Genomic DNA, 21,514 nt, shown 5'->3' with positions numbered 1-21,514 from the left:
GGGTTTTAGACGCCGGGGCCAGTAACCAAGGTATGGCCACGGAGGGTGGAGACGAGCGGACCCGCGTCGACCCGGCCGCGGACGGCCGCGCCGACTACGACTACACCGGGGGGTCGGTCGACCGGCCCGGACTGGTCGCCGACCTCGAAGCGCTCATTGACGGCGAGGTCCGCTTCGACGAGTTCACGCGCACGCTGTATGCGACCGACGCCTCGGCTTACGAGGTGACGCCCATCGGCGTCGTGTTCCCGACCGACACCGCCGACGTCGTCGCGGTGATGAACTACTGCGAGGAGCGTGCCATTCCGGTGCTGCCGCGCGGCGGCGGCACGTCGCTGGCCGGTCAGACGGTCAACGAGGCCGTCGTGCTGGATTTCACTCATCACATGGACGGCCTCGTCGAGATCGACGCCGACATGCGAGAGGCGACCGCCCAACCCGGCGTCCGACTCGGCGACCTCAACGCCGAACTCGCCGAGGAGGGCCTGAAGTTCGCGCCGGACCCCGCGTGGGGCGACAAGAGCGCCCTCGGCGGCGCCATCGGAAACAACTCGACGGGCAGCCACTCGCTTGTCTACGGCAAGACCGACGCCTACATCGAGGAGTTGGAGGTCGTCCTCGGCAACGGCACAGTCCATCGGTTCGGCGAGATAACTATCGAGGAGTGGCGCCGCCGCGCCGACGCTGACACGTTCCTCGGGCGGGTCTACGCCGAACTGCTGGAAATCGCCGAGGAGAACGCCGAGACGATACGCTCGGCCTACCCGGAACTGAAGCGAAACGTCTCCGGGTACAACCTCGACCGACTGGTCGAGGAGTACCGCGCCGTCGAGGCGGGCGACCGCGAGACGGTCAATCTCGCGCGGGTCTTCGCCGGCAGCGAGGGCACCCTCGGTATCGTCACCGAGGCGACCGTCTCCCTGGAGCCGATTCCCGAAACGAAGGCGATGGCGCTTTTAGCGTACGACGACCTCATCACCGCGCTGGAGGACGTCGCCCCCATCCTCGAATTCGACCCAGCCGCCGTCGAGGTGCTGGACGACGTGCTCTTGGACCTCGCCCGCGACACCTCAGAGTTCGGGGAACTCGTCGAGGAGACACTGCCCGAGGGGACCGGAAGCGTCCTGCTCGTGGAGTTCTACGCCGAGTCGGACGCCGACGGCCGACAGCGAGTCGCGGAGCTGCTCGCCGACCGACAGCCGGCGACGGCCGTCGAGGGTAGCGTGGACGCGGACGACCGACCGACCACCGACGCGCCAGTCCGGTCGTTCTACGCCGCGGAGGCCCACGCGGAGGCCGACCGCGAGCGGTTCTGGAAACTCCGCAAGTCGGGCCTCCCGATTCTGCTCGGCCGGACGACCGACGAGAAACATATCAGTTTCATCGAGGACACCGCCGTCCCGCCGGAACACCTCCCGGAGTACGTCGCGGATTTCAAGGCGGTCCTCGAGGAGAACGGGACCTTCGCGAGTTTCTACGCCCACGCGGGGCCGGGCTGTCTGCACATCCGGCCGCTCGTGAACACGAAAACCGTCGACGGTGTCGAACAGATGCGGGGAATTGCGGAGGGAGCGACCGACCTCGTCCTCGAATACGACGGCAGCGTCTCGGGCGAACACGGCGACGGCCGCGCACGCACCGAGTGGAACAGGAAACTCTACGGCGAGGCGGTCTTCGAGGTCTTCCGGAGCCTCAAGAACACGCTCGACCCGTGGTGGCTCCTCAATCCGGGACAGGTCTGCGGCGACGCCGAGATGACCGAGAACCTCCGGTTCGACCCGGACTACGAGTTCGACCCCGGTTTCGAGCCCGCTCTCCAGTGGGACAACGACAACGGCTTTCAGGGGATGGCCGAGTTGTGTCACGGCTGTGGCGGCTGTCGCGGCCCTCAGGAGACGACGGGTGGCGTCATGTGTCCGACCTATCGGGCGGCCGACGAGGAGATACAGAGCACGCGCGGCCGGGCGAACGCCCTCCGTGCGGCGATGAGCGGCGACCTCGACGTCGAGGCGACCGACCCCGAGTTCGTCGCGGAGGTGATGGACCTCTGTGTGGGCTGTAAGGGCTGTACCAACGACTGCCCCAGCGAGGTCGACATGGCCAAACTGAAAGCCGAGGTCGAGTACGCCCACCACCGGGACCACGGCACCTCGCTTCGCGAACGGCTGTTCGCCGAAATCGACTGGACCGCCAAGTGGGGCAGTCGCCTCGCGCCGCTTGCCAACCGCGTCGATGCGATTCCCGGGGCCCGAACCCTGCTGGAGAAGACCGTCGGTATCGCCCGGGAGCGTGCGCTGCCGACCTTCCGTCGTGAGTCCTTCGCCGACTGGTTCGAGGCACGTGGCCCCGCCGTTCCGGCCGAGGCGGCCGAGCGGCGCGTCCTCCTGTTGCCGGATACCTTCACGAACTACACGGACCCCGAGGTGGCGAAGGCGGCGGTGCGGGTCCTCGAAGCCGCCGACGTGCACGTTGAGGTGCCCGACGTGGGGTCGAGCGGGCGGGCGGCCTATTCGAAGGGCTTTCTGGGGGCGGCGGCCGAACGTGCCCAGGACGTCGTCACCACGCTCGCGCCGCGCATCGAGGACGGCTGGGACGTCGTCGTCTGCGAGCCCTCCGACGCCGTCATGATACAGGACGACTACGCGTCGCTCGTCTCGGGGGCCGACGTCGACCTCGTCGGCGAGTACACCTACAGCATCTGCGAGTACCTCGACGTCCACCGCCTCGACGAGGCCTTCGACCTCGCTCCCGACGACGAGACGGCGCCCGACGAGGCGCTCGTCTATCACGGCCACTGCCACCAGAAGGCGACCAAGCGCGACCACCACGCTGTCGGCGTGTTGCGACGGGTCGGCTACGAGGTCGACCCGCTGGATTCGACCTGCTGTGGGATGGCCGGGTCGTTCGGCTACGAGGCCGAACACTACTCGATGAGTCAGGCCATCGGCGAGCAACTGTTCGAGCAGGTCGACACCGTCGACGCCGACCCCGTCGCGCCGGGAGCGTCCTGCCGGACGCAACTCGGCGACCGCGAGGGCGCCGAGACGCCGGACCACCCGATACAGCGCGTCGACGCCGCTCTCGACGGCTAAGCGTCGAAGCGCGCCGAACCGGTCTACCGCCGTCCGTCTGCCAACACGCTCATATAGCCACGGTCGGTACGACCGGGTACCTTGCGCGCGTACAAGTTGCTTTTCGCCACGCTGCTGGCCGTTCTCCTGTTGGCCGTCGCCGTCGATGGGACCGTTCTCGAACTCCTCTCCGAACTGTGGGCCGACCTCCAGCGGAGTCCGCCTGCCTGACCGACCGAAAAGATAGATGTTTTATAAGACATCGGCGAGGTGTTCGTAGCAATGAGTAGGTCACGCGGGCCGACCCCTGCTGCCGTGCTGACGTTGGCGTTCGCCGTCGTACTCGTCTCGACGGCACTCCTCGGGGGTCTCGCGCCCGTCGCCGCCAGCGACGGCCCGGCGGGTGGGGCGGCGCTCACACAGAGCGTCGACGCCGACCGCGTCGAGTTCCGCGTGACCGTCTACGAGAACGGCTCCGCCGAGTGGCTGTTCCGCTACGAACAGCAACTGGAATCCGATACCGAACGGCAGGACTTCGAGGCCTTCGCCGAGGAGTTCAACACCAACGAGACGGACCTCTATCTGAACTTCCGTGACCGGGCGGAGACGCTGACGGCCTCGGGGACCAACGCCACGGGTCGCGAGATGAACGCGGAGGCCTTCTCGCGTGAGGCCCGCGTCGAGGAGCGCGGCATCGACGCCAGCCGGGAGTTCGGCGTCGTCGAGATGTCGTTCCGGTGGACGGCCTTCGCGGCCGAGGAGGACGGCCGCCTCGTCGTCGGCGACGTCTTCGACGGCGGCCTCTACGTCGGCCCGGAACAGGCGGTCGTCTTCTCGCCCGGACCGAACCTCCAGTTCCAGGAGGTCCGGCCCGACGACGCCGACTACTCGGGCGGGACGCTGGCCGAAAGCGACTCCGTGACGTGGGAGGGCGAACGCTCCTTTACCGACAATCGGCCGCGGGTCGTCTACGTCGAGGCGGGGTCGGAACCGGCGACGACGGGGTCGACCACCGGGTCCGACCCCGGGTTGCTGTTGCCGCTGGCGGCCCTCGTGGTCGTGGTGCTGCTCGGCGCCGTCGCGGCCGTCGCCTATCGCGCCGGTATGCTCCCGCCGTCGGGCGGGGACGCGGCCGCCGACGCCGATAGCTCTGACGGGGACGCGGGGGGTGTCGAAGGTGGTTCCGAGGGGGGTGCCGCAGGTGCCGAGGCGGCGGCGCCGGACGGCGAGGCGGACGCGGGCGCCGAGGGGGCGGCCGCCGGGGCGACCATCTCCGAGGAGGACCTCCTGTCCGACGAGGAGCGGGTCGTCTCGCTGCTGGAGGACCACGGCGGCCGCATGAAGCAGGTCCAGATCGTCGACGAGACCGGGTGGTCGAAATCCAAGGTGTCGATGCTGCTGTCGGACATGGAAGAAGAGGGGACGATTTCGAAGCTCCGTGTCGGCCGGGAGAACATCGTCTCGCTTTCCGGTCACGAACCCGACGCCGCCGGGTCGCCCTTCGACGACGACTCCTGACCGCCGTTTGCGGCCCAGTTCCGTCCGGCTAGCTGGGCCGAGAACCTTTTTATTGATGAGCTGGCTTTGAACGATATGGGACGTACCCACGGTGACGATGCGGCCGATGGCAGTACGGCCGGTGAGGGCGGCGAACCCGTCGCGGAGGTCTTCGACCGGCTGACGGACGCCGTCTTCGCGCTCGACCGTGAGGGTCGCTTTACCTACGTCAACGACCCGGCCGAGCGGGTCCTCGGCGAGTCCGAGGCCGAGTTGCTCGGCACCGTCGCGTGGGAGGCGTTCTCCGGGAACCGTCGAGAGCAGTTCGAACAGCACTGTGCGGAGGCCCTCCGGACACAGGAGTCGACGTCCTTCGAGGAGTTCGACCCGACCGTCGAGACGTGGTACGACGTGGGGGTCCACCCCTCGGAGACGGGCGTGTCGGTCCACTTCCGGGATATCACCGAGCGGCGCGAGGCCCAGCAGGCGCTCCACGAGCGGGAGCGACAGCTCTCGACGCTGATGAGCAACGTTCCGGGGATGGTCTACCGCTGCCGGGACGAGGAGGGCTGGCCGATGGAGTTCGTCGGTGAGGGGTGTGCCGACCTGACCGGCTACGACCCCGACGTCATCGAAGACGGCGTGGTCGAATGGGCCGACGAGGTCGTCGTCGAGGCCGACCGGGGCGGCCACCGCGAGGAGATACTGAATCGGGTCGAGCGGCGGGAGTCCTTCTCGGTCACCTACCGCATTCGGCGCGCCGACGGCGAGGTGCGGTGGGTTCGCGAACGGGGCCGCGGCGTCTTCGAGGACGGCGACCTCGTGGGGCTCGAGGGCGTCATCACCGACGTGACCGAGCGCGTCGAGAAACAGCAGGCCCTCGAAGACCGGGAACGACGGCTCCGGGAGACCTACGACATCATCGCGGACAACGACCGGGACTTCGAGGACCAACTCACGGCGCTGTTGGAAATCGGCCGCGACGTGACCGACGCCGACTACGCCGCGCTCGGCCGGATACACGAGGACGCCTACGTCTTCGATTCGGTCATCGCACCGGCGAACGATGTCGAACCGGGCGACGTGGTGCCGCTGTCGACGCGGGTCTGCGAGCGGACCGCCGATGCGGGGTCGTCGCTCCGACTGGACGACATCGAGGCGGAGGCGCCGGAACTGACCGACCGCGGCGGCTACGAGGCCCGCGACGTGAACTGCTATCTCGGCGCCCCCGTCGTCGTCGAAGGCGAGGTATACGGCGTCCTCTGTTTCTACGGGCCGGAGGCGGGCGAGGACCGCTTTACCGAGTGGCAGGCCACGTTCGTGGATATCATGAGCCGGTGGATCGGCACCGAACTGGAGACCCGCCGGCACACCGAGCAACTGGCGGCCCTGAACGAACTCAACGGCGTCGTTCGGGGGGTCTCGGATGCGGTCATCGACCAGTCGACCCGCGAGGAAATCGAGGAGATAACCTGCGACCGACTGGCGGCATCGGAGTCCTATGCGGCCGCGTGGCTCGGCGAACCGGATACCGAGCGCCGGACCGTCGACCCCCGCGCGTCCGCCGGGGCGGCGGAGACTCCCGACGGACTCGATATCGTCCCGGATCCGGCGGCCACCGAGCGCCCGGAACCGGTCGCGGAGACGCTGCAGGACGGTGCGGTTCGGACCGTCAGGAACGTCCAGCCGGACGGCGACGAGTCGCGGCAGGCGGTCGCCGACGAGGCCGGGTTCTGGTCGGCGGCGACCGTGCCGGTCGTCCACGAGGATACGACCTACGGCGTCCTGACGATATACACCCGCCGGGAGGACGCCTTCGAGCGCCAAGAGCGGGTGGTCTTGGAGCATCTCGGCGAACTCGTCGGCCACGCTATCGCGGCCGTCGAACGGAAACGCGCGCTGATGACCGACGAGGTCGTCGAGTTGGAGTTCGCCGCGCCGAACCTCTTTGCCGGTGCGGACGGCGGGTCGATTCCCGACGGAACGGTCTCCTTCGACCGCTCGATTCCGACCGGCGACGGCCAGTTCCTCGTCTACGCCAGCGTCGAGGGCGAGGCCGCTGCCGACCTCGATGGGGTCGTCGAGGCGGCGCCGCTGGGCGAGTCGATAACTGACGTCGAGTCGACCGGCGACGGCACCTACCGGATACGGCTCTCGGAGCCCCCGCTCATCTCGACTATCGCCTCCCTCGGCGGCTCCGTCGAGAGCGCGGTCATCGAGGACGGCGACTTCCGAATGTGTGTCCACGTCCCCAGCGGGGCCGACGTCCGGCAGGTCATCGACACCGTTCAGGAGACGGTCCCGCAGGCCGAACCGCTCGCGCGGCGGCAGATTCGCCGCTCGGAGGGGGCGGCCGGCAGCGGCTTCACGGCGGACCTCGATATCGACCTGACCGACAGACAGCGCGCGGCGGTCGAGGCCGCCTACTTCGCGGGCTTCTTCGAGTGGCCCCGGGACAGTTCCGGCGAGGAGGTCGCCGAATCGCTGGATATCACCTCGCCGACCTTCCACCAGCACGTCCGGGCCGCCGAGAACAAGGTCTTCACCGCGCTGTTCGACGGGTAATCAGGCCGCTTCGACGAACTCGACGAGGGCTTCGGTCCCCTCGACGCCGCCGGCCCGCTTGCCGACCTGCTCGCCGTTCTTGAACAGTATCAGCGTCGGCGTCGACGAGATGTCGAAGCGGTCCAGCACCGAGAGGTCGTCGCGGGGGTTCAGCATGGCGACGGCGGCGTCGGTCGCGCGGGCGACGTTGCCGATGATGGGTTCCATCGCCTGACACTTCGGACAGCCCACCGAGTAGAACTCTACCAAAGCGAGGTCGTTGTCCGCGATGAAGCGGTCGAGGTCCGCGCCGTCGTCGAGCCGTTCCGGACGGGTCGTTTCGCTCATACGTCACGTACGCCGTCGTCGCTGAAATCCCTATCGGCGATGGATACCGGATTCGGACGCGGGGTGGGGACTTATTTCACCACCGGGCCAACGGGTTCCCATGAGCGAACTGCAGGACGACATCCGGTCGGCGTTCGAAGCCACGAAGTACACCGTCGCGGACGTGAGCCAGAACCGCGGGCAGGTGCGCATCGAACTGCTGGAGGCCGACGCCGAGGCCGACGCCCTCCGGGAGGTACTGGATACAGTCGTCGACCTCGACGACGTGTTCGGGCCGAACGTGACGACCGAATCGACCGATGGCCAAGGCGTTCGCACCGTCGTCACGTTCCGACAGCGATAGCCGGCGGGAGTCGAACGCCTCGGAGTGGCGGTCCAGTGTCTCCGAGTGCCCCCAACGCTCTTGAGGCTCGACCCCGGCGGCGTAACGCTCTTTGCCCTTGACCGAATGTCGGGGCAAGCTTATCCCATTATAAGGAACGTATATATAGGGGGCTCCTAACCCGGGGTAAGGCTCTCTGGCCTCTCACACTATGCAAGGTAATTCACAACAGCAGGCGTACGACCGCGGGATCACCATCTTCTCCCCGGACGGACGCCTCTATCAGGTCGAATACGCCCGGGAAGCGGTTTCCCGTGGGACCGCCAGCGTCGGCGTTCGGACCTCCGAGGGCGTCGTCCTCGCCGCCAACCGGCGCGTCCGGTCGCCGCTCATGGAGCGGTCCTCGGTCGAAAAGCTTCACAAGATAGACGAACACATCGGCATCGCCAGCGCCGGCCACGTGGCCGACGCCCGCCAACTCATCGACTTCGCGCGGCGACGCGCCCAGACCGAACGGCTCCGCTACAGCGAGCCAGTTCCCGTCGAGACGCTGACGAAGTCGGTCACCGACCACATCCAGGAGTACACCCAGACGGGCGGCGCTCGCCCGTTCGGGGTCGCGCTTTTGGTCGGCGGCATCTACGACGGCGAACCGCGCCTCTTCGAGACGGACCCCTCGGGGACGCCCTACGAGTGGCAGGCGACGGCGGTCGGCGGCGACCGCGAGGAGATTCAGGAGACCCTCGAAGCCGGCTACAGCGAGGACATCAGCCTCGAAGACGGTATCGACCTCGCCGTCGAGGCGCTCGTCTCGGCGAACGAGGACCTCGAACCCGGCAACGTCGAACTCTCGACGGTCGACGCCGAGACCGAGGCTTTCCGGACGCTCTCGACCGACGAGGTCGCCGAGCACTTCCCCGAAACCGGCGGTGAGAACGATGAATGAGGACCGTCTCGGTGAGACGGCCTCGCCGTACGAACCCGAACTCGGTCAGGTGCCCTCGACGCCGGGCGAGGACGAAACGGTCAACAAGACCGGGACGACGACGGTCGGCATCTCCACCGAGAACGGCGTCGCCATCGCGACCGACATGCGCGCGTCGCTCGGCGGCCGGTTCGTCTCCAACAAGAACGTCCAGAAGGTCGAGCAGATCCACCCGACGGCGGCGCTGACGCTGGTCGGCTCCGTCGGCGGCGCCCAGTCCTTCATCCGCTCGCTTCGCGCGGAATCCTCGCTGTACGAGACCCGACGCGGCGAGCCGATGAACATCGAGGCGCTGGGCACGCTCGCGGGCAACCTCGCCCGCGGCGGCCCCTTCCGTGCCATCCGCCCCATCCTCGGCGGCGTCGACGACGAGGGCAGCCACGTCTACTCCATCGACCCCGCCGGCGGCGTCATGGCCGACGACTACACCGTCACGGGCAGCGGGATGCAACTCGCCTACGGTGTCCTCGAAAACGACTACGAACCCGACCTCGACATCGACGCGGCGACGACGCTGTCGGCCCGTGCCGTCGAGGCGGCCGTCGAACGCGACACCGGCTCCGGCAACGGCGTCTACCTCGCGACGGTCACCGACGAGGGCGTCGATATCCGCGGCCACAAGGACTTCGACGACGTCCTGTAATCGGGATTCGGGTTCCGTCGACGTTCTCTGTTCGGCTTCGAGAACCGCCGGCCGACACGGGCCCTCGCGGTGTGAAACCACAACAGGGCTACGCCGAAACACAACCGTTATACGTTTCTCCCGGATACGTTGAGATGCGACGAACGCTCCGTTGGTGTAGTCCGGCCAATCATCTTGCCCTCTCACGGCAAGGACCAGGGTTCGAATCCCTGACGGAGCATAGGAAATCCACTCTCGTCTTGCGGTTTTTCGAGGTTCTTTCTGGTCGTGAATAACCGAATCGTTGCAACAAGGAAGTAGGGTGTAATTCCCATCCCACCGCAGTCTTGCGGTTTTGCAACGTGTTAGGGCAAATACACAAATGGACCTCGAAAACCTGCCCGTCACGACCCAAGACGACGAAATAGCACTTACCGACAAACAACTCGAAACGTGGGAAGTCAAACGCCGAGCGTTCGCTAACTGGCTTCTCGAACGCGGAAAGAAACCAAAATCACTCACGGGGTATTCGGCTCATACCACGAAGGACACCCTGTACCGAACTGACCACTTTGCCCGCTTCGTGTGGGACAACGACGAGTTCAAAACAGAGTTCACACACGATGAGGCGGACGAGTATATGGAGAATATCCTCCTCGATGAAGACTGCTCTGCCAGTCACGCTGAGGGAACAGAGAAAGCACTCAAGCGGTTGTTCAAGCACTACCAATCGCTTGATGATGACCGAACAGAGTGGGAGCCGGAGTACTCCATCCCGAAGGCCGGGGGTAAACGCAACATCAACGACGTGTTTTCAGAAGCGGAGATAGAGAAACTCTACAACGCGAGCCTCAACTACAACCAACTCCCGGCCTACAACGACCTGACTCCCGTTGAGCGAAGCCAATGGAAGGGCTATATCGCGATGAGCCTCGGCAAACCGAAAAGCGAGGTCGTTCCCGATGACTGGGAGAAAGTCGATAACTGGAAAATCCCGAGTCTCGTGAAAGTGAGCATTGACGCTGGCCTTCGCCCCATCGAAGTTGAGCGGAGTAAGGTGAGTTGGCTTGACCTCGAAGATAGTCGCCTCATCATCCCGGCTGACGAATCCTCGAAGAACCGCGAGAATTGGCGGGTTGGAATTAGCGATATGGCTACTCGTGCCCTCAAGAACTGGTTTGAACAGCGAGAGAATATCGAGAAGTACGAGGGACGCGATGAGATATGGCTCACCCGTGAAGGGAACCCATACAGCAGTAGTAGTCTTCGCTACCTCATCCTGAATCTCTGCGAGGATGCAGGTATCAACACACAGCATCGCTCCGTGAGTTGGTATTCCATTCGGCACGCAACGGGAACTTTCTACGCCAAGAAAGGGACGCTCGTTGACGCTCAGGAACAACTCCGACATACGAGCGCGGAGACGACGAAAAAGTACGTCCACTCATCGAGCGAGGAACGGTCCAATCTCGCTAACAAGCGATGAAGGACTATTCACTCAATCGGGGGTCGTAGGTCACGCCATCGAAAATCAGCCGTCTCCCCGTTTTCTAATTCTACGCGATAAATCTCTTCATCGCGGTCATCGCCTGTTACCTCGCTAATCTCGTCTTCCAGCACGTCCACAACAGTCCCATGCACGCCGTGGTATCGGTCGTGGTCGGGGTCTGTCGTATCGGGGATGTCTACCCGAACACGGTCGCCTTCGGTGAACTGCTCCATCTGCTTAGACCGCGATAAGGGCGAGAGCGGGTTAGTCCTATCTAACTTCCGTCCACTCGCACCCGCATATCTCGCAGGAGTATTGTTCCTTGGTCAGGGTCGGCTCGGTCTTCTCGAAGAGCCACACATCGCTATCATCTCCACAGCGGGGACACGACTCGGTGACACGGCGGGCAAGAGGCATGGAGAATTACCTCCAATTCCCGAACTCGACATGGAGTCCACGCTTCGGGTGGTTCTCATCGAGAACATTGGCTCCGTAGCGAAGAAACGCGATAAGGTCGGCAATTGTCCCATGTCGTGGGTCCTCGCTGGTGGCGCGTTCCAGTCCCGCCGCCACATCTCGGGCTTCCTCAGCGTTGTAGAAGGCTGATTCACCGCGACAGGCAACCATGATACCCTCGGATTCAAGCGCGGCGGTTACAGAGTGGTCGGTCTGGCCTGCTTGCGCATAGGTCACGAGAGCAGAGAAGACATCATCGTGTGACGGATTCTGACTCAAGGCTCGATTTTCTATCTCAATGCCCAGTAGTTTTCGACGAACACGCGCCGCCGCCTCTGCATCTCCGTTCGCCATGAAATCAGCAATCAGGTGATAGACCTGCTGTTTCGACACCGCACCCTTATCGGTGTCAGAAATCTCGGTATCTCTTGAGTCATCTACAACGCTAATGATGTTCCCCCGTTCGTCAACCTCAACGACCGGGAAATCGCTCTCATCGTGTTGTTTGGCCGCATCTTCGGGATGGTTCTTTCTCCCTGCGACTTGGCCGAGATGTATGAGAACGCCGTTAGTTCCCTTGTATGGGGTAGAACAGTACGGGCAGAGCCGGGCGACTTGTTCTGTTTCTCGTTCCTCCGGATAGTCCATCTGGACGGACTCTGTTCCGACCGTCTCCAAGTCGTCTGTCGAGATATGGTCGGGAACCTCTCCCTGTGGGCCGTGGCCGTTGCCACTCGACCGCATGAGATGGAGATTGATTCCGCGGGCGAGCGGCGTAGCCTCACACCCATCGACCGGACAGCGAACCGTCCGTTCGTCGTTTGTGTGGTCAGTCATTGGTCCACCTCGTAGCAATCAAAGCAGGGGAAGGATTCCCCGTCAGGGCCGTCACAGCACTCGTTCCCGTTCTGACAGACATCGGTATCTTCAGGGACGCTCATCGCACCGCCATCAGTCCGAAGGGTCCCCCTTCCCGATTGGTCGGAGTCGTTGTTCGACCGCGATAAGGTGGGGGGCTGCTCGCCACAGGCAGAGTTCTCAGTATGTTCTCCGAGTTGTGAGTCTATCGCATCAACATTAGCGTACTCCGGGATTGAGCGCTCGCCCGTAGCGAAAGCAACTCTCGCGAGGTGCTTACAGCGCTCCCGCCCGTCGTCCGTTGGGAGGTTTTGTTCGTAATCCGGGCACGTACAGCGCTCTTCAAGGGCATCAACGTGGTACTCAGAACCGCTTTCAGTCGTCACCGAGTACAGATGACCTCCTAACGGCAGGGTAGTCATGTACTCCGTGAGCGCTCGCACGTCTCGTTTTTCAAGGTCGGGACAGCCGTCCGTGACGGAAGATTGACCTTCCGCCGTCTTGTAGTCAGTCATGGCGTTCTCGCACCTGAGAAGGCCACCCGTCCGGTGTCTCAAGCACCGGGCGTTTTCCGAACCGCCACGCCCTGAGGGTCAGGCAACCTCCTACCAATAACCACGAAGTTATTGGTAATAAGTCTTTTCCAATAACCACGAAGACATAGGAATTATACACCGTACGCGTGGGTACATACGCATGGACCGCGAGCGAGATGAGACGGGTCAGTACACAGAGCAGGTAACACTTGAGGACGTGCTAAATGCCTTTGAAGAAGCGGAACTCCCTGTTTTGACAGCCAGCGAGGTAGCCGAGATGCTGGATTGTTCTCGGGCCGCCGCTTACAACAAACTCGAAGAGTTGGTAAACCGAGACGAGATACACAAGAAGAAGGTTGGGGCGCGCGCGGCAGTTTATATCCGGATGGACGAGTAGCGATAGTGGCCTGATTCCGGCTCATGGAGGATATAGGGAACGGCCCCCTTGGAGAAACCTGTCTGTCGGTCATACCTCTCCAGTTGGAACATTGGAGTGACCCCCCACCCGGTTTCTTTAGTAACCAGCCGCGTACAAAGTTGAGTGGTTCTTATCAGATTTTGGGGTTTATTACCGATGGTATATCGGCATCTCTTTACTGCATCCCACACTATAGTTTAGCGAGGGCAGGTCGACGTGGTTCCGGCTTCTCTCGGACTTTCTCTGCCGTAGTCAAATCTCTCGTACCTATCGAGAGTTATCGAGCGTCCGAGAGCCGCAGGGTCGTTTCGATAAGCGTCGGTTTTGCCTTCTCCAAACGCATCAATGCATACTACACCAGCATATCATGTACCGAGCGACCTCACCGACAGCGATACAAACAACGCAACGAGAATCGGCTGGCAAAAATGGAATGGTGGCAGGTGGCCCAAAGGATACCGCCCTGAAAGTAAGAAACTATATTATAAATACCTTGATAGGTTGAATAGTGGCCTTCAGAACGGCCCAAAATGGCAGAATGGCCACTATGAAACATATCAATTGAATCGCAACCTCATACAATGTATGAGTGATACGCTTCGATTAGACGAGTGGGAAATCAAGCAGGCCATTCGGTGGTTTGACGGCCTTCAACGGAGTAATATGGGAATCAAATCGAGGGTTGTCGCCTTCTGTACCTGTGCGTATCTCGTCCATGAGATGGATGACCGCCGAAAGTATCATCCACAAACAAAGCCCGAGGACCGTGACTACTATTTTGAGGAGTGTCGAGAGGACTTCGGCATCTCTCACGAATGGTTCCAAAGCGTCTACGGGAAAGTCAGTTACAAAATCCGCAATAAGGAACTCGATATTCAGCGTCACGACGCCTACGAAGTAGACGGCAACGCAGAACAGAGTTGGCGAACTCGTAGTGACGGTAGCAAGGACTGGCTCTAAGAGGAATCGAGGGGAGGGGGTATATAAACCTCTATCATTTAATTAATTGGGGGAGGTGAAGTGATGTGGACCACAATAGAAGACATTCAGATACCCGTGGCTCCATCATGAAATGATATGGTTAGTAGGATAATCTCGGGGTCTTCCTGAGATGTTCACAGCGATAAGGTGGGGGTCGCAGACAGCCCAGCAGACCGCCGCCGCACCGCACCACTCTGGTCGCCCTGCCGACCGTTCCGGTGCGGCTTCGGCGGTCATTCTGGCTATCCTGCAATATTAAAAACTGATTTGATAACGGCGGGGTTCTACAGAACAATTACAAACAGAACGCTATCCAGCAGTCCGAAACAGCGACCTTATCGCGGCGACCCATTGCCGTTAGCCAATCAATAAATGGCCACGAATATAGTCAGAACTTTTCGTTCTCCCCATCGGCTTAACCTATTTTGCTCAGGCTTAGTCATGTGGTCGTCATCATTTCTACTGCATGAATCTCTCAGATGATGTGGAGAATCATCTCAGAAAAGCGGGGCGACCAAACCCCGCCATGAATCCCTAACCGAAGAGGCGGGACACAACCTTGGGGCGATTGCCCCGATGGTCTTAACAAATACCACACAGGTAAAGCTTGAGGATAACTCATTGTATTTTGAAATTCTCTCCCTCTGGAATTGGATTAAATTTCACGGCCAGATTTCTTAGCCCCGCCCTTCCCGCGGCAACTCCTCGCGTCGAATAATCCGTATATAGCTCCGTATAGTCAGAGGTCTTCGTCTGAGAAAATCAGTTTGACGCTATTTTCTTTCAGCCACCGGGCGTGTTCCTCGTACTTCGGGTCATGTTCTGCGACGAGCGACCAGAAGGAATCGGTATGGTTCGGCTCTCGGAGATGAGCGAGTTCGTGAATTACGATGTAATCCACAATCTCCGGGGGAGCCATCATTAACCGCCAATTCAGGCCAAGTGTCCCGGTCGTAGAGCATGACCCCCACTTTGTGCGTTGATTTCTCACCTCGATTTGCTCGAACTCAACCCCCATCTCCTCGGCAAAGTAATCTGCCCGCTTCTCAAATCGTTCACGGGCCTTGCGTCGATAGAGTGTTTCGAGCGCACGCTTGAGCGAGGTTTCCTCAATGTGGTATTCCGCCAGTCGAAAATACCCATTCACCACGCTCGATGAGGGACGACGCTCGACGACAACCTCACAATCGTCGCCAAGATACGGGAAGACAGCACCCTCTTCGAAGTCCCGCTCCGGAACCTCCTCTCGATACCCGTCATATCGGCGCTTCTTCTCAATAACCCATGCCGCGTTCTCGCTGAGTAACTCTGCTGGTCGAACCTCCTCGGAGTCAGGAACGACCACCGTAACTCCGTGAATATCCACGTCAATCCGCGGTTCTGAAGCCTCCGAACTATGCCGAACGTCAAACTCAACGGATTCTCCCAACAACTCTATTTCTCGCCGTTGAGCCTTAGCCATGATTCTGGATTAGATAGTCCCGCATAGCGTCTACGAACCCGTCCTCCTCTTGGATGAGGTGGCCGAGGTCGTGTTCGACAACCAGTACATCCAGTAGGATACGCTCGATTTCCGCGATAGTTTGCTGGTTGGTCTTCCAGCCTTCGTAACCGCGGTCCACTCGCTCGCGGAATTGAGAGACGATTTCCCCGGCAACCTCCTCCCCCTTATCGGAGTCGACCGCCGACGGTGTCTCCTCAGTCAGATGTGTGTAGATGGCGAACTCCGCTTTATCCATTCCTTGCTCTTCGGCTTCCTCCTCGACCTCCAATACTTGCTCCTCGACCGATTTCAGAGCCTCAACAGCCTCCGGGTCGCCTATCTCATCGCCTTGCCACCGTTCGACTATGTCCGTAACGCGCTCACTCAGGCGCTTGTAGCGAGGATTCTGGTTCTCTCGGGGATGCAGATGTTCGCGGGTCGCGTGCGCAATCTGGCTGGCCTTTACGCCGGGATTGTCTAATCCCTCAACGTCTTCGAGATACTCTTCCCCGAGTTTGTAGGTGGGGAAGTCGCGTTTGATTTCCCCGATTTCAACGTGTTCGTTGATTATCTCTCGGGTCTTTTCGCGCATCTCCTTCTCGGGGTTGTCCTCGCCTGAGGTCGTGCGCTTGAAGGCGACGTGAATCCGACTAAGCCACTTGTACTTTTGCTGGATACCCTCGCTGACGAGCCGCCCGTCAGGGGCAACCGCCTCGTAGAGGTTTTCGAGCCGGCGGAAGCCCTGCTTGAACTCCCGGCGTTCCGGGTGTGTACTGACACGTTCGACCGCTTTGGAAGTTGCCTCTTGGGTATCCGTCTTCGGAATCCCGTCGAATATTTCCATCACCTGCTCGACCTGCTCAACGAGGTCGTCATAGAGTTCGTCTTTGTCACGAGCGGCGTAGGCCTTCGTCTCAGCGTCGTAATCGAGGGCTTCGTCGATGTTCTCAAAGACGCCTTGGAAGTCCACAATCTCGCCGTTCTCCTTGCCCTTTGCGGGCCGGTTTGTCCGGGCGATAGCCTGCATTAGATTGTGGTTCTTGAGGTTGCGGTCAAGATACATCGTCTTCAGAATTGGGGCGTCAAAGCCCGTCAGAAGCATATTATGGACGACGAGCAGTTTGGGGTTCTCGTCGTCTTTGAATGCCTTGACGATGCTATCGCGTTCCTCTGAATCCGTGTGGAACTGTTGGATGAGGTCAGGGTCGTCTTTGTTCGACGTGTAGAGTACTTCCACCTCATCCTCGTCGCGCCGTTTGATGAGCTGCTCACCGTACATCGCCGCCGACCGGCGGCTTGGTGTCACGACCATTCCCTTCCAGCCATTCGGGGAAACGTGGTCGTCATAATGCTGGTCGATTTCTTCGACCGCACGCTCTACGCGCGGCTCGATTTCTGCCAGCGTTCTCGCGGTTACGTTCTCGCGGATGGCCTCGCGTTTCTCGTCGGTCGTCATTCCGCGGAACGTCTGCTCGAACTCCTCGTCAAGTCCAGCCTCGTCTATATTCCACTCCATCTCGTGGCGGAGCGTGAAGTAAACAGGGAGAATCAGGCCGTCGTCAATGCCTTGTTTGACCGAGTAGCGATGAAGATAGTCCTCGCCCTCCGGACAAAACTCACGCATAGTATTGCGTTTTGCTTGTTCTCTTTCGTTGGGAGCGTAGCGTTTGCCCTCTTGAACAGGCGTTCCAGTAAACCCGAAATGGTAGGCTCCTTCAAGTGCGTTATCGAGTCGAGTACCAAGCCCACCTTCCATGAATCGGTGCGCCTCGTCGGACATTACGATGACTTCGTCGTTCCCCTGCACGTTGGGGTCAACGTCCTCGAACTTCTGGATGGTCGTGAGGACGAGTTGACTGCTTCCCTCCTCGATGAGTCGCTGTAGGTGGTCGATACTCTCGGCTTCGGTCCATTGTTCCAAAGAGAGATTAGCCAGTTGGTCGCGCATCTGGCTGTTCAACTTGTCCGTATCGACGATGATGAACACCTGCGGGTTGCGGGATACTGAGGCCCGTGAGAGAAGATTCTCGGCGGCGTAGAGCATCGTGAAGGACTTGCCCGACCCTTGGGTGTGCCAGATGAGGCCCCGTTTGTGGTCGCCCTTACGGACACGTTCGAGGATGCGATTCACCGCGTAGTACTGCATATATCGCGGGACGATTTTCGCGTCTCCACCGGCTCGGCGCTCGTAGAAGACGAAGTGCTTCAAAAGGTCGAGGATTGTCTCAGGATTACAGAGCGCCTGCACCGCCTGCCGCATCTCATTTTCGTCCTCGAACTTCTCGGGGGCGTCGTTCCACGGTTCGTAGAACTCACGGGGGGCATCAACCGCGCCGTATCGCAGTTCCATCGTGTCGGCGGCGACGTTGAACAAACCGGGGACGAACAGACGTGGCACGTCCTCCTCGTAATCTTTGAGGTCGCGGACGGCGTCGTGCCAGTCGTTATCCTGCGCGAGGCTCTTGAGTTCCATCGTCACGAGCGGAATCCCGTTGACAAACAGGTTCACGTCCGGTCGGATGGTCGTTTCGCGGGAGACAGAGAACTGGTTTACCGCGTGGAAGCGGTTCTTCCGGGGGTTCTCGTAGTCGATGAGGTCGACGTAAACCGTCTCCCTCTCGCCCTTATCGGTGTTGACGGAGAACGTCTTTCCCTTGGTGAGCAACTGGTGGAAGGTACGATTTCCGTCCATCAGGTTCTCGGAATCGAGGTCACGGCGGAGTGAGGAGATGAACTGCTCTATGTTCTCTTCGTTCACTTCCTCGTTTAGCGATATGACTTGCTCAGCGAGGAGGTTCCAGTAGATGACCTCGTGACTGTCGCGTTCGTAGTCCTCGTCAAGGACGTTCGCGCCTCGGTCGCCGTCCTGCCCGTGTGTCTCCCATCCGACGCCGTCGAGCCACGAGAGCCAGGAGCGTTCGACGCCGCCCTCTGATGGGATATTAACCATACTGTGCGATTTCCTCGGGCACCTCTATGTTAGTGTCGGTCGTGCGGACTGTTCCCGAGAGTAGGTCTTGCATTAGGCCCCGTTTGAAGCGCTTTAAGCGGTTTAAATACTCCTTTTCCGTGCTAAGACCGTCTTCAACAGCACTAACTTTTTTCAAAATCTCTCTTTGTTCAGGTATTGGGGGCACCGGAATTGAAAGTTGCTCGATTTCCTCAAGATGTAGATTGGTTACCGTCCCTGTTTTTGAGCGTGCGTTTGCTTGACGCATACAGATTCGAGATTCTAATAATGTCGACAAATATTCTGAGAGGATGATTTCTTGATTAGGGCGTATTAATGCGAGGCTGACGAAGTGGCTAAACTCACGATTCCAATCGACAACTTTGGAGATGCCAATTGTTCCATTTTTAGATAAAAGAACATCTCCTTCCGTCGGTTTGCCTCGGTTGGTCAACGTCTTATGTTCTTCTTCTGGTATCCTGGCTACAGAATCCCAATCTATTTCATCTTGTTTAATATCTTCCACCTTCAAGAAAGGGATTCCATTGTCTACATATGTCGGAGTCTGGTGAGCGCCATCAGTAATTAGAGTCGATATGTCTTTTAAAAACTTCAACTCCCAATGGGCTGGGATTTCCCATCTTTCAGGAAGCATCGGGACTTTTTGTTCAACCAAGTTCTCATTACCAATGCCAGTAGTCGCTATGTCCTCAATAAGTCCCGAACGTATAGACTCGAATTTGTCTATAATTTCTCCCGTCTTCTCAATCGCCCGGTCAACCGTATAGAGTATGGTGGCGATTTTGCGTTGTTCCGGGAGTGGTGGCAACGCAACGTCCAACTCACGACGGAACACGCTGAATGGAACACGCTGGCGTCCGGTTGAGCCACGCATTCGAGAAACTGCATAGTTGTGTACTGGATGAGACTTACCGAAGTAGTACAGAAGCCACGGATTGATACTACCCCTCTTTGGTGAGAGAACAGCATACTCCGTTGACCCGATTCCGACTTCTGTTTCCATTTCTGGAACAAGAGCCGCTTTGCCGTTCTCGGTACACGGTGTTATCCGTGCAAAGAGAGTATCGCCCTTGGTGAACGTCTTCCCACTATACTCGGAAGCGTCCCGCGTCCCGAAGTATTTCGGCCACGGGAGTTCCGTATCGAGAGCGTCCATCTCGATATACGTGTTCGGCTCCTCCTCGGGCTTCGGATTCGGATTTACATCATATACCTCAGAGCCGTTCACGAGTCGCCAACCTTCGGGTATCTCACCCCAAAATCGGCTCGTTGCACGTTCTTGAGAGTCTTCGGTGTCCGAGGAGTCAGCGAACTCATCAAGAGTGACCTCTTCACTCATAATTCAACGCCTCCATATGCTCGTTCATCGTCGCCTCTATCTCGTCACGCTCAGCCTGTAACTCGCGTAACTTCGCCAGTTCCTCCTCCACATCTATATCTTCTTCTGGCTCCGTGGTATCGACGTACAGCGCGATGTTGAGGTTGTAGTCGTTCTCTCGAATCTCATCGAGTGACACGGTGCGGCTCACGCGCTCCTCGGTCGCCCACTCGCGGAAGTTCGAAACGATATGGTCGAGTCCATCCTCGGTCAGTTCGTTCTGGTTCGATAACTCCTCGTAGAACGCTTCGTCTGCGGCGTGAATGAACTGCACCTCGCCTTCTCGTTCGGCGGGCTTGTCCGTGTTCAACACGAGGACGGCGGAGGGAATCGAGTTGTTCTGGAATAGATTCTCGGGAAGCCCGACGATGGCCTCCACCATATCCTCCTCAAGCATATACTCCCGATAGCGCGACTCGTGCTTGCGGAACAGCACGCCGTGAGGAATGACGATAGCCGCCTTGCCCCCACCCTTATCGGTGTCTGGACGCTTGAGTTGCTTCGCCATATGCATAATGAAGGCGTAGTCGCCCCGGTCGGCACGCGGGAGTTTCTCGTGCCAGTCGAAGCGCTCGTAGGGGTCGTCCTGAAGTTCGTCTTTCGCCCAATCAGCGGAGAACGGGAAGTTTGCCAGTACGCGGTCGAAGCGCGTGAGTTCGCTGTTCTCCTCATCGGTGAACGCGGGACTCGAAAGAGAGTCCTCACGCTCTATCTCGCCATCCAGCCCGTGAATGGAGAGATTCATCTTCGCAATCGCGGCAATGTCAGGGTTCACCTCTTGCCCGGTGAAGGTCATCTTCGTCGGGTCGCCGCCCTGCTCCTCGCGGTAGTACCGTGCGGCCTCAATGAGCATCCCGCCAGAGCCAACAGTCGGGTCGTGGAAGGTCATCCCGTCCTCGAAGTCATCGACGAGTCGGACACAGAGATTGACGATGTGCGGGGGTGTGAAGAACTGGCCGCCGGACTTGCCCTCCTCCTCGGCGAAGTGGCGCACCAAGTCCATGTACGCCTCGCCGAGCATATCCGGTGGGACGCTGTCGCGGTCGAGGTCGTATTTCGAGAGGTGTTCGACTAATTTGCCAAGCCGGTCGTCATCGAGGGCATCTGCATCGATATAGTCAGCACGGAATACGCCCTTGAGTTCGGGGTTTTCCGTGGTTAGGGCCTCGAAAGACTCGTTGAGGGTTTCATCCACGTTGTCGCTAACTGCGCGAAGGTCGTCCCACAGGTAGCCTTCAGGAACAACGGGAATATCGTAGAGATTGTTTCGGCGGGCGAACTCCTCGCCGTACTCCTCAACGTTTTCGTTGTACTGCTTCTCGAACTCGTCAGAGATGGACTTGTAGTAAACGAGAGGGAGAATGTATTCCTTGTAGTCGGTCGGGTCAACGGCATCGCGGATTATGTCAGCACATTTGAACAGATGAGATTCCAGTTCATCCAGCGAGAGGGGCATATCGCTATAGTTCCGCGCGGGTATGATATGTTCTGCGGTGGGGGAGGGGTTCTTGTTCTCATCCAGCAAAGTAATGTACGCACTCGGGGAGACGCCTTC

Annotated in this window: 18 protein-coding genes and 1 tRNA gene; 10 read left to right on the top strand and 9 right to left on the bottom strand. The window is 60.1% G+C overall.

Features of this window, described 5'->3' with window-relative positions; all coding sequences use genetic code 11:
• Positions 1–32: 32 nt before the first annotated feature.
• The 4 genes from U5914_RS01685 to U5914_RS01670 all read left to right on the top strand — a co-directional run bounded on the left by U5914_RS01685 (position 33) and on the right by U5914_RS01670 (position 7,133).
• Positions 33–3,092 (top strand): FAD-linked oxidase C-terminal domain-containing protein, encoded by a 3,060-nt coding sequence (locus tag U5914_RS01685; RefSeq protein WP_336133694.1) that lies wholly within the window; start codon positions 33–35, stop codon positions 3,090–3,092.
• Positions 3,093–3,173: 81 nt separating this feature from the next.
• On the top strand, positions 3,174–3,302 hold the full coding sequence (locus U5914_RS01680) for a hypothetical protein (protein WP_336133693.1): 129 nt from the start codon (positions 3,174–3,176) through the stop codon (positions 3,300–3,302).
• A 51-nt stretch (positions 3,303–3,353) separates the two neighbouring features.
• Entirely contained in the window at positions 3,354–4,589 is a 1,236-nt protein-coding gene (locus tag U5914_RS01675) for a helix-turn-helix transcriptional regulator (protein ID WP_336133692.1), read from the top strand.
• Between the two features lie 75 nt (positions 4,590–4,664).
• Positions 4,665–7,133, top strand: a complete 2,469-nt coding sequence (locus U5914_RS01670; RefSeq protein WP_336133690.1) for a bacterio-opsin activator domain-containing protein — start codon at positions 4,665–4,667, stop codon at positions 7,131–7,133.
• Here the strand turns inward: U5914_RS01670 and U5914_RS01665 are convergent, their stop codons facing one another.
• The gene (locus U5914_RS01665) at positions 7,134–7,460 is read right to left on the bottom strand and encodes a thioredoxin family protein (RefSeq protein WP_336133688.1); all 327 of its coding nucleotides are present in this window, start codon (positions 7,458–7,460) and stop codon (positions 7,134–7,136) included.
• 100 nt (positions 7,461–7,560) lie between these two features.
• Between U5914_RS01665 and U5914_RS01660 the strand changes: the two genes are divergently transcribed.
• The 5 genes from U5914_RS01660 (at position 7,561) to U5914_RS01640 (ending at position 10,875) form a co-directional block, all read left to right on the top strand.
• Positions 7,561–7,803, top strand: coding sequence for a hypothetical protein (locus U5914_RS01660; RefSeq protein ID WP_336133686.1), 243 nt, complete (start codon positions 7,561–7,563; stop codon positions 7,801–7,803).
• A 190-nt stretch (positions 7,804–7,993) separates the two neighbouring features.
• Positions 7,994–8,728, top strand: a complete 735-nt coding sequence (psmA, locus tag U5914_RS01655; RefSeq protein WP_336133685.1) for an archaeal proteasome endopeptidase complex subunit alpha — start codon at positions 7,994–7,996, stop codon at positions 8,726–8,728.
• A complete protein-coding gene (gene psmB, locus U5914_RS01650; protein ID WP_336133684.1) occupies positions 8,721–9,410 on the top strand; it encodes an archaeal proteasome endopeptidase complex subunit beta in 690 nt (229 codons plus the stop codon). The genes psmA and psmB overlap by 8 nt, the downstream gene beginning before the upstream one ends.
• A 145-nt stretch (positions 9,411–9,555) precedes the next feature.
• Positions 9,556–9,630 (top strand) — tRNA-Glu (locus U5914_RS01645).
• A 141-nt stretch (positions 9,631–9,771) separates the two neighbouring features.
• On the top strand, positions 9,772–10,875 hold the full coding sequence (locus U5914_RS01640) for a tyrosine-type recombinase/integrase (RefSeq protein WP_336133683.1): 1,104 nt from the start codon (positions 9,772–9,774) through the stop codon (positions 10,873–10,875).
• An 8-nt stretch (positions 10,876–10,883) separates the two neighbouring features.
• Here U5914_RS01640 and U5914_RS01635 read toward each other — a convergent pair whose 3' ends face one another.
• The 3 genes from U5914_RS01635 to U5914_RS01625 all read right to left on the bottom strand — a co-directional run bounded on the left by U5914_RS01635 (position 10,884) and on the right by U5914_RS01625 (position 12,707).
• Positions 10,884–11,111 (bottom strand): DUF8139 family protein, encoded by a 228-nt coding sequence (locus tag U5914_RS01635; RefSeq protein WP_336133681.1) that lies wholly within the window; start codon positions 11,109–11,111, stop codon positions 10,884–10,886.
• A 190-nt stretch (positions 11,112–11,301) separates the two neighbouring features.
• Positions 11,302–12,171 carry a hypothetical protein gene (locus U5914_RS01630; protein WP_336133680.1) on the bottom strand — a complete coding sequence of 290 codons (870 nt, stop codon included), beginning with the start codon at positions 12,169–12,171 and terminating at the stop codon, positions 11,302–11,304.
• Positions 12,168–12,707, bottom strand: a complete 540-nt coding sequence (locus U5914_RS01625; RefSeq protein WP_336133678.1) for a hypothetical protein — start codon at positions 12,705–12,707, stop codon at positions 12,168–12,170. Before U5914_RS01625 ends, U5914_RS01630 begins: the two co-directional genes overlap by 4 nt.
• A gap of 181 nt (positions 12,708–12,888) precedes the next feature.
• On the opposite strand from U5914_RS01625, the gene U5914_RS01620 reads away from it, so the two are divergent.
• Entirely contained in the window at positions 12,889–13,125 is a 237-nt protein-coding gene (locus U5914_RS01620; RefSeq protein ID WP_336133676.1) for an HTH domain-containing protein, read from the top strand.
• 624 nt (positions 13,126–13,749) lie between these two features.
• Here U5914_RS01620 and U5914_RS01615 read toward each other — a convergent pair.
• The 5 genes from U5914_RS01615 to U5914_RS01595 all read right to left on the bottom strand — a co-directional run bounded on the left by U5914_RS01615 (position 13,750) and on the right by U5914_RS01595 (position 21,415).
• The gene (locus tag U5914_RS01615; protein ID WP_336133674.1) at positions 13,750–14,031 is read right to left on the bottom strand and encodes a hypothetical protein; all 282 of its coding nucleotides are present in this window, start codon (positions 14,029–14,031) and stop codon (positions 13,750–13,752) included.
• 835 nt (positions 14,032–14,866) lie between these two features.
• Positions 14,867–15,589, bottom strand: coding sequence for a M48 family metallopeptidase (locus tag U5914_RS01610; protein WP_336133673.1), 723 nt, complete (start codon positions 15,587–15,589; stop codon positions 14,867–14,869).
• A complete protein-coding gene (locus U5914_RS01605) occupies positions 15,582–18,560 on the bottom strand; it encodes a type I restriction endonuclease subunit R (RefSeq protein ID WP_336133672.1) in 2,979 nt (992 codons plus the stop codon). The genes U5914_RS01610 and U5914_RS01605 overlap by 8 nt, the downstream gene beginning before the upstream one ends.
• Positions 18,553–19,920 (bottom strand): restriction endonuclease subunit S, encoded by a 1,368-nt coding sequence (locus U5914_RS01600; protein WP_336133671.1) that lies wholly within the window; start codon positions 19,918–19,920, stop codon positions 18,553–18,555. Before U5914_RS01600 ends, U5914_RS01605 begins: the two co-directional genes overlap by 8 nt.
• Positions 19,913–21,415, bottom strand: coding sequence for a type I restriction-modification system subunit M (locus tag U5914_RS01595; RefSeq protein ID WP_336133670.1), 1,503 nt, complete (start codon positions 21,413–21,415; stop codon positions 19,913–19,915). Before U5914_RS01595 ends, U5914_RS01600 begins: the two co-directional genes overlap by 8 nt.
• Positions 21,416–21,514 lie beyond the last annotated feature (99 nt).

Origin of the sequence: Natronomonas amylolytica, from assembly GCF_037031205.1 — an archaeon.
In the GTDB taxonomy this organism is placed as follows: Archaea; Halobacteriota; Halobacteria; order Halobacteriales; family Haloarculaceae; genus Natronomonas; species Natronomonas amylolytica.
This window is presented reverse-complemented; position numbering and strand designations above follow the sequence as displayed.

What these genes read in the sequence shown, in the direction of transcription:
- psmB (WP_336133684.1), top strand. Translation starts at nt 8,721, where the DNA reads ATGAATGAGGACCGTCTCGGTGAGACGGCCTCGCCGTACGAACCCGAA.
- U5914_RS01660 (WP_336133686.1), top strand. Translation starts at nt 7,561, where the DNA reads ATGAGCGAACTGCAGGACGACATCCGGTCGGCGTTCGAAGCCACGAAG.
- psmA (WP_336133685.1), top strand. Translation starts at nt 7,994, where the DNA reads ATGCAAGGTAATTCACAACAGCAGGCGTACGACCGCGGGATCACCATC.
- U5914_RS01630 (WP_336133680.1), bottom strand. Translation starts at nt 12,171, where the DNA reads ATGACTGACCACACAAACGACGAACGGACGGTTCGCTGTCCGGTCGAT.
- U5914_RS01600 (WP_336133671.1), bottom strand. Translation starts at nt 19,920, where the DNA reads ATGAGTGAAGAGGTCACTCTTGATGAGTTCGCTGACTCCTCGGACACC.
- U5914_RS01625 (WP_336133678.1), bottom strand. Translation starts at nt 12,707, where the DNA reads ATGACTGACTACAAGACGGCGGAAGGTCAATCTTCCGTCACGGACGGC.
- U5914_RS01675 (WP_336133692.1), top strand. Translation starts at nt 3,354, where the DNA reads ATGAGTAGGTCACGCGGGCCGACCCCTGCTGCCGTGCTGACGTTGGCG.
- U5914_RS01665 (WP_336133688.1), bottom strand. Translation starts at nt 7,460, where the DNA reads ATGAGCGAAACGACCCGTCCGGAACGGCTCGACGACGGCGCGGACCTC.
- U5914_RS01610 (WP_336133673.1), bottom strand. Translation starts at nt 15,589, where the DNA reads ATGGCTAAGGCTCAACGGCGAGAAATAGAGTTGTTGGGAGAATCCGTT.
- U5914_RS01620 (WP_336133676.1), top strand. Translation starts at nt 12,889, where the DNA reads ATGGACCGCGAGCGAGATGAGACGGGTCAGTACACAGAGCAGGTAACA.
- U5914_RS01635 (WP_336133681.1), bottom strand. Translation starts at nt 11,111, where the DNA reads ATGGAGCAGTTCACCGAAGGCGACCGTGTTCGGGTAGACATCCCCGAT.
- U5914_RS01595 (WP_336133670.1), bottom strand. Translation starts at nt 21,415, where the DNA reads ATGCCCCTCTCGCTGGATGAACTGGAATCTCATCTGTTCAAATGTGCT.
- U5914_RS01605 (WP_336133672.1), bottom strand. Translation starts at nt 18,560, where the DNA reads ATGGTTAATATCCCATCAGAGGGCGGCGTCGAACGCTCCTGGCTCTCG.
- U5914_RS01670 (WP_336133690.1), top strand. Translation starts at nt 4,665, where the DNA reads ATGGGACGTACCCACGGTGACGATGCGGCCGATGGCAGTACGGCCGGT.
- U5914_RS01685 (WP_336133694.1), top strand. Translation starts at nt 33, where the DNA reads ATGGCCACGGAGGGTGGAGACGAGCGGACCCGCGTCGACCCGGCCGCG.
- U5914_RS01640 (WP_336133683.1), top strand. Translation starts at nt 9,772, where the DNA reads ATGGACCTCGAAAACCTGCCCGTCACGACCCAAGACGACGAAATAGCA.